This window comes from Rhizobacter sp. (genome assembly GCF_031412075.1).
Taxonomy (GTDB): Bacteria; Pseudomonadota; Gammaproteobacteria; order Burkholderiales; family Burkholderiaceae_C; genus Rhizobacter.
The window spans coordinates 1-7,744 of sequence record NZ_JANOCG010000448.1 but is presented as its reverse complement, the minus strand read 5'-3'; the positions used below and the strand labels follow the sequence as shown (position 1 = coordinate 7,744).

Here is a 7,744-nt window from a genome sequence, read left to right as displayed (position 1 = left end):
CAAAATCCGGCCATGCTGATCGACTTCTTCTACACCCTGCGCGCCGCCAAGCTCAAAGTCTCGGTCAAGGAGTACCTGACCCTGCTCGAAGCCTTGAAAGAGGGCGTGATCGACGACGAGTCGGGCCCCACGGTCGACAAGTTCTACTACCTGGCCCGCACCGCACTGGTGAAGGACGAAGCCAACTTCGACAAGTTCGACCGCGCCTTCGCCGCCTACTTCAAGGGCGTGGAGCTGCTCACCGACTTCACGCAAGACATCCCGCTCGACTGGCTGCGCAAGAAGATGGAGCTGGAGCTCAGCGCCGAAGACAAGGCCGCCATCGAGAAGATGGGCTGGGACGAACTCATGGAGACGCTCAAGAAGCGCTTCGAAGAGCAGAAAGAACGCCACGAAGGTGGCAACAAGATGATCGGCACCGGCGGCACCTCGCCCTTCGGTGCCTACGGCTACAACCCGCAGGGCATTCGCATCGGGCAAGACAAGAGCCGCAACAAGAGCGCCGTGAAGGTGTGGGACCAGCGCCAGTTCAAGGACTACGACGACAACCTCGAGCTCGGCACGCGCAACATCAAGGTGGCCCTGCGCCGCCTGCGCCGCTTTGCGCGCGAAGGCTCGGCCGACGAGCTCGACCTCGACGACACCATCCGCTCCACCGCAGCCAACGCCGGGTACCTGGACATCAAGATGGTGCCCGAGCGCCACAACAAGGTGAAGGTGCTGCTGCTGATGGACGTGGGCGGCACGATGGACGAACACATCCACCGTGTGGAAGAGATCTTCAGTGCCGCCAAGAGCGAGTTCAAACACCTGGAGTTCTACTACTTCCACAACTGCGTGTACGACTTCATGTGGAAGAACAACCGCCGCCGCTACAGCGAGAAGTTCCCCACCTGGGACATCCTGCGCAAGTACAACAAGGACTACAAGCTCATCTTCGTGGGCGACGCCACCATGAGCCCGTACGAGATCCTGCAACCCGGTGGCAGCGTCGAATACAACAACGAAGAAGCCGGCGCCGAGTGGCTGCAGCGGCTGACCAACGCCTTTCCCAAGTTCGCCTGGATCAACCCCGAGCCGCAAGGCGTGTGGAGCTACCGCCAGAGCATCTCCATCGTTCAGCAGCTGATGAACCAGCGCATGTTCCCGCTCACCCTCCAGGGCCTCGAAGGGGCCATGCGCCTGCTGAGCAAATGAACGATCGGGCCCGTCGCGCGGCTCGGCATGTGTCGGGCCTGATGGCCGCTGTGTGCCTTCACGCTTGCCTTGTGGGCTGCGCCTCCCTGCAGCAAGAGGAGCCTGCCGCCGCGACGTCGGCGTCGACTGCGGCTGCGGCGGTCGCCCCGGCTGGAGCGGCGTCGGCACCCGGCACGGTGTCGTACCGGGTCGAGGTGCAAGCCCCCGACGAGCTGCGCCAGCTGCTGCTCACCCACCTCGACCTGGCGCGATTCCAGAACGCGCCGCAGACCGACGGCATCACCAACGCCGAGCTGATTCGCCTGGCCGCTGCTTCGCCGGCTCAGGCGCGCACCCTGCTCGAAACCGAGGGCTACTTCAGCCCGCAGGTCAGCGTGAAGCGTGACGACCCTCCCGACGAAACCCCGCTGATCACGCTGACGGTCAGCCCCGGGCCACGCACCGCGGTCGCCACCTGGGAGCTCAACCCGGGCGGTGACCTGAAAAAACACATCGACGCAGGCGACCCCGCCGCGCAGGCTCTGCTGGCCCGCCTGCGCGGGCGCTGGCCGCTGCAAGAAGGCAAGCCCTTCAGCCAACCCGAGTGGAGCCGGGCGAAGAACAGCACCCTGGCCCTGCTGCGTGCCGACGGCTACCCCACGGCCAACTGGTCACCCAACACCGTCGCCCACATCGACGCCAAGACGCACGAAGCCAACCTGGCGCTGGAGATCGACAGCGGCCCGCTGTTCCTGCTGGGCGAGTTGCGCATCGAAGGCCTCAAGCGCTACAGCGAAGCCGGCATTCGCAACGTGGCCGATTTCAGCCCCGGCACGCCCTACAGCGAAAAGCGCCTGTTCGATTACCAGGAGCGCCTGGGCAAGCTGGGCCTGTTCAACGGTGTCTCGGTCGAGATCGATCCCGACCCGGCCCAGGCTGCCGCCGTGCCGGTGCTGGTGCGGGTGACCGAACAATCGCTGAACCAGGCGGTGGCGGGTGTGGGTTTCAGCGACAACACACGCGAACGCGTGACGCTGGAACACCGCCACCTGCGGCCCTTCGGCTTCAACCTGCAGATGCACAACAAGTTTGAGCTGGGCCGCACGCGGCGCGCCTGGGAAGGCGAGTTGCTCACCGACCCCGGCGAGTCCCAGTACCGCCGGCTGCTGGCCGGTGGTGTGACCCGGCTCGACACCGTCGACGACGTGACCTTCTCCTGGAAGGTGCGCGCCGGCCGCTCGCTCTACACCGAGCGCATCGAACGGCTGATCTTCGCCGAGCTGCTCAACGCCTCGGTGCAAAACGGGCTGGGCGAGTTCACCAGCCGAGCGCTGTCGATGAACTACAACTGGATCTGGCGCGACGTCGACGACATCATCCTGCCCACGCGTGGCCTGACCTCGGTGATCCAGTTGGCCGGTGGTTATGCGGTCTCGGACAGCGCCGACAACGGCCCCTTCGGCCGCCTCTATACCCGCAACACGCTGTACTGGCCGCTGGGCAGCTCCTGGTTCACCCAGACACGCCTGGAGTTTGGTGAGGTGTTCGCCAAAGAAAACGTCGGCATTCCCGACACCTTGCTGTTTCGCGCTGGCGGCGACGACTCGGTGCGTGGCTACGGCTACCGCGACCTGGGGCCGCGCAAGAGCGGTGTGCTCACGAGTGGCCGCAAGCTGCTGACCGGCAGCATCGAAATTGCCCACGCTTTCAGCGCCAAGCGGCCCTCGATCTGGTGGGCCGCCTTTCTTGACGCTGGCAATGCCGCCGACCAATGGACGGAGTACAAGCCCGCGCTCGGTTACGGCTTGGGCCTGCGCTGGCGCAGCCCGGTCGGGCCGCTGCGCATCGACTGGGCCTACGGCCGAGAAGTGCGCAAGGGCCGGCTGCACTTCAGCGTGGGCATTGCGTTCTGATGGACGACGTCGCCGCACCAGCCCCTGCCCCACGCCGCAGCTGGCGCCGTGCGCTGATCGGTGTCGGCGTGCTGGCACTGCTGTTCGCCTTGTTCGGCGGCATGGTGGCCACGCTGTTCTGGGCCGCAGGCACCAGTGGTGGCACCGCCTGGCTGCTCGCGCGTTTGTCGCTGGCCGGCATCGACGTGCAGGTGATCGAACCCGAGGGCACGCTGATCGGCGACCTCAAGGCCAGGCAGGTGATCGTGGTCACTGCGGGCGGCACCCGCATCGTGATCGACCGGCCGGTGTGGCGCGCACTGAAAGTGAACTACACCCCCGTGCCAGACACCTGGGCCCGCTTCGAGATTGAATCCGTGAGCGCCGAGCGCGTGACCATCACCGTGCCGCCCAGCCCGAGCGACAAGCCCATCACCCTGCCCAGCAAGCTGCGCCTGCCGCTCGAGCTCGTGATCAACGAGCTGAGGGTCGACGAAGTCCAGCTGCCCGGCCTCGACAAGCGCCCGCTGCGCGACCTGCGCGCCAAGCTGGAGCTGGGCCATGACCACGGCAAACAACACCGCATCGAAGGCCTGAGCCTGCGCCTCGACCCGATGCAGCTCAGCGGCCACCTGCGCATCGGTGCCGAAGCCCCCTTGGTGCTGGACGCACAACTCAAGGCCACCCAAAGCGCCCAAGCCGCCAGCAGCCCGAGCCTGCCCGGCTGGGCCAAGACCTTGCGCGCCGATTGGCAAGCGCAGGCCCAGGCGAGCGGCCCGCTGGCGCGCTTCAACGCCCAGGCCAGCGTGCGCGCGCAAGGCCAGTCGTTCGATGCCACCGCACAAGTCGCCCTCGCCGACGCCTGGCCCTTGCCGCAACTCGAAGCCCGCACCCAGGGGCTGGACCTGTCGGCCGTGCTGGAGCGTGCGCCGCTCACCGCGCTGAGCGGCACGCTGCGCATCGCCCCGCCCAGCACGAACGAGCCCCACACGCTGATGCTGGACGCCGACCTCGACAACGCCAAACCCGGCCGCTGGGACATGCAGCAGCTGCCGGTGCGCAAGCTCGCGCTGAGCGGGCGCTGGCGCACCGACCAGACCGACCAGCTGGAGCTGAGTCGCTTCGAAGCCCAGCTCGCCGACGAGCGCCGCAGCGCCGGCACCGTGCAAGGCAAGGCACGCTGGCAAGCCGGCGAGTTCGACATCGAAGCCCAGCTCGACAAGCTGCAGCCGAGCGCGCTCGACTCGCACCTCGCCGCCATGACGCTGAGCGGCCCGCTCACCCTGTCGGGCAAGACCCAGCCCAAGAAGCCCTCGGGCGCCACCGGCCCGCCCAACTTCACCGCCCTGGCCGAGCTCACCGGCCAGCTGGTCGACCTGGCCCGGCCGGTCAAGCTGCGGCTCGACGCCGTCGGCTCTGAAGAACGCATCGAGCTGCGTGAGCTGCGCGCTTCGGCGGGCGGCGCGCAGGCGCTGCTCAGCGGCACCGCCGATCGTGCGGCCGACGCGTGGCAGATCAAGGCCAAGGCGTCGCTGGTCGAGTTCGACCCCAAACCGTGGTTCCCCGCCGGGCCACGCGGCGGCTGGCAGGGCGGCGTGCACCGTTTCAACCTGCTCGGCGATGTGTCCGTGAGCTTGCCCGACAGCCTGCGCAGCAGCGGCCCGGGTGACAAGCGCAGCCTCATCGAGCGACTGAGCGGCTTGCTCGGCGATGCCACCGCGCAGCTCAAGAACAGCGTGGTCGCGGGTGTGGCCGTGACCGGCGACGTGACCTGGCGCCACGCCAAGGCGAGCGACCCGATGATCGCCAGCGCCGCGCTCGACGTGGCCGGCAACCGCATCAAGCTCGACGGCCAGATCGCCACCGACGCCACCGGCAACAAGGACCAGTGGTCGCTCGACGCCCGCGCTCCCGCCCTCAACCGCCTCGCGCCCTTGCTCCGCGAGCTGTTGCCACCCGGCGAGGCCGCCGACATGGCCGCCTCGCTCAGCGGCGCCCTCAACGCCGAAGCACAGGTGAGCGGCCGCTGGCCCCAGATCAGCACCCAGGGCAAGGGCACGCTCGCCGGCGTGCGCGCGGGCGACTGGAGCGTGGGCCAGGGCGAGGCCCGCTGGCAGCTGGGCAGTGCCACCGACGCGCCGCTCGACGTGCAGCTCGACATCGGCCAGGCCGCGTGGGGCAACAAACAACTGGGCAACACCACGCTGCAGCTCAAGGGCAGCGCACGCGAACACCAGTTCAGCCTGCGCACCGAGCTGAAGGCGGCGCCGCCGGTGTGGGTCGAAAGCCTGCAGGCGCGACCGCCCGGCACACCGGCTCCCGCGGCCGCCGCAGCCTCTGCGCCAGCCGCCGCCGTACCGGTTCGCACCCTCGCCCTCGCGTCGGCCCAAGGCAGCCTCAGCGGCAACCTGTTCGGCCGCAGCGCCCAAGACACCACCCCGCCCGCGTGGGCCTGGAAGGGCGTCTTGAAACAGCTCGAACTGCGCACCACGCAGGCCGGCGCCGCGCCGCTGCTGATCACCAAAGACATCGGCCTGGAGCTGAGCTCAGGTGCCACCACACGCATCTCGGTCACCGCCGGGCGGGCCGACATCCTCGGCGCCGGGCTGCGCTGGAACCGCATCGACTGGGAGACCGGCCAGGCCGTCCGCACCCAGCAGCTCGACATGCAGGCCGAGCTGGAGCCGCTCGCGGTGGCGCCGCTGCTGCGCCGCGCACAACCCAACTTCGGTTGGGGCGGTGATTTGCAGATCGCCGGCAAGGTGGTGATCCGCCAGACCGACAGCTTCAGCGCCGACATCGTGCTCGAGCGCACGCAAGGCGACCTCACCGTCACCGAAGAAAGTGGCACCCAGGCCCTGGGCCTCACCGACCTGCGCGTCGGCCTCGACGCCAAGAACGGCGTGTGGAGCTTCACCGCCGGCCTGGCCGGCCAGCAGCTCGGCGTGCTGGGTGGCGCCGTGGTCGTGCGCACCTCGCCGCAAAACGCCTGGCCGGCATCCGACGCGCCGCTGCAAGGTGTGCTCGAAGCCCAGGTCGCCAACCTTGGCACCTGGGGCGCGTGGGTGCCCGCCGGCTGGCGGCTCGACGGCCGGCTCAACACCAGCGCCACCCTGGGCGGGCGATTCGGCGCGCCAGAGTACACCGGCAAAGTCATCGGCAGCGGCTTGGGCGTGCGCAACATGGTCGAAGGTGTGAACCTCACCGACGGCGAGGTCGACATCTCACTGCAAGGTGCCAGCGCCAAGATCAACAAGTTCCAGGCACGCGGCGGCAACGGCACCATGCGCATCGAAGGCGATGCCCGGCTCGATGACACCTGGCGCGCCCGCCTCAAGCTGGTGGCCGACAAGTTCCAGCTGCTCGGCCGGGTCGACCTGCGTGTGGTGGCCAGCGGAGAAGCCCAGGTGGCCATCGACGGTGAAACCGTCAAGGCCGATGGGCGCTTCACCGTCAACGAAGGCCTGGTCGACTTCACCCGCCTCAGCTCGCCCAGCCTGGGTGACGACGTCATCGTCACCGGGCGCGGCAACGACCCGCAAGACGCCCCCCCCACCGCACCCGCAGCCTCTGGCAACCGCTACTCGATCGACCTGATGGTCAACCTCGGCGAGCGACTGCAGATGCGCGGCCTGGGCATCGACACCCTGTTGCGCGGCGAGCTGCGCGTGAGCCGCCCCGGCGGCAAATGGGCGCTCGCGGGCACGGTGCGCGCGGTGAATGGAACCTTCGCCAACTACGGCCAGAAGCTCGTCATCGACCGCGGCGTGATCAACTTCAACGGCGCGCCAAGCGACATGCGGCTCGACATCGAGGCCACCCGCCCCAACCTCGACGTGCGTGTGGGCGTGGCCGTCACCGGCCCGTTGCAAAACCTGCGCGTTCGGTTGTTCTCCGAGCCCGAGATGTCCAACAACGAAAAACTCTCTTGGCTGCTGCTGGGCCGCGCCAGCGACGGCCTGGGCAAGACCGACACCGCGCTCGTGCAACGCGCCGCCTTCGCCCTGCTGGCCGGCGACGGCGACGGCGGGCCAGGCGCCATCACCCGCGCCTTCGGCATCGACGACCTGGGCCTGCGCCAGACCGACGGCGACACCCGCGAGACCGTGGTGTCGGTGGGCAAGCAGCTCTCCAAGCGTGTGTACATCGCCTACGAACAAAACCTCGCCACCAGCACCGGCAGCTTCCAGGTGACGTATCGCATCGCACAGCGGTTCGTGATGCGCTTGCAGTCGGGCTTGGACAGATCCATCGACCTGATCGGCACCTGGCGCTGGGAGTGATGTGCCCCCAGTCGCCGCGCTCCTGCCCCCGGGGGCTGAGCCCGGACACATCTTGTCCCGTGGACAAGATGTGCCTGGCGAAGAGCTGGGTGTCCTCACCCAGCGCGGCCTGCAAGGCCCGCCTGGCGCCCGGCAAAGCCGGCTCCGCGGGCGTGGCTTGATGAGCGCCTCGCTTCGCTTGCGCGCGTAAGCGCTACAACCGGACGATAGAATCCCGCGCCTCCTCTCTCGCCGTAGTTCAATGGATAGAACGGCCGCCTCCTAAGCGGCAAATACAGGTTCGATTCCTGTCGGCGGGACCAAGCGACCCCCTCGCCAACCCGCCCCTCACTCAAGCGGGGCCGGGCCCCGGGTCCAGGGGTTGAAACAAGTTGTGTGCCGCCGTGACAATTC

General features: G+C 68.3%; 3 protein-coding genes and 1 tRNA gene. All 4 read left to right on the top strand.

Annotated features, from left to right (window positions below):
- The first annotated feature begins 12 nt into the window (after positions 1 to 12).
- The 4 genes from RMO40_RS17025 (at position 13) to RMO40_RS17010 (ending at position 7,653) form a co-directional block, all read left to right on the top strand.
- Positions 13 to 1,197 (top strand): VWA domain-containing protein, encoded by a 1,185-nt coding sequence (locus tag RMO40_RS17025; protein WP_309723992.1) that lies wholly within the window; start codon positions 13 to 15, stop codon positions 1,195 to 1,197.
- 71 nt (positions 1,198 to 1,268) lie between these two features.
- A complete protein-coding gene (locus tag RMO40_RS17020; protein WP_309723990.1) occupies positions 1,269 to 3,089 on the top strand; it encodes a BamA/TamA family outer membrane protein in 1,821 nt (606 codons plus the stop codon).
- A complete protein-coding gene (locus RMO40_RS17015) occupies positions 3,089 to 7,351 on the top strand; it encodes a translocation/assembly module TamB domain-containing protein (protein ID WP_309723988.1) in 4,263 nt (1,420 codons plus the stop codon). The genes RMO40_RS17020 and RMO40_RS17015 overlap by 1 nt, the downstream gene beginning before the upstream one ends.
- 227 nt (positions 7,352 to 7,578) lie before the next feature.
- Positions 7,579 to 7,653 (top strand) — tRNA-Arg (locus tag RMO40_RS17010).
- Positions 7,654 to 7,744: the final 91 nt, after the last annotated feature.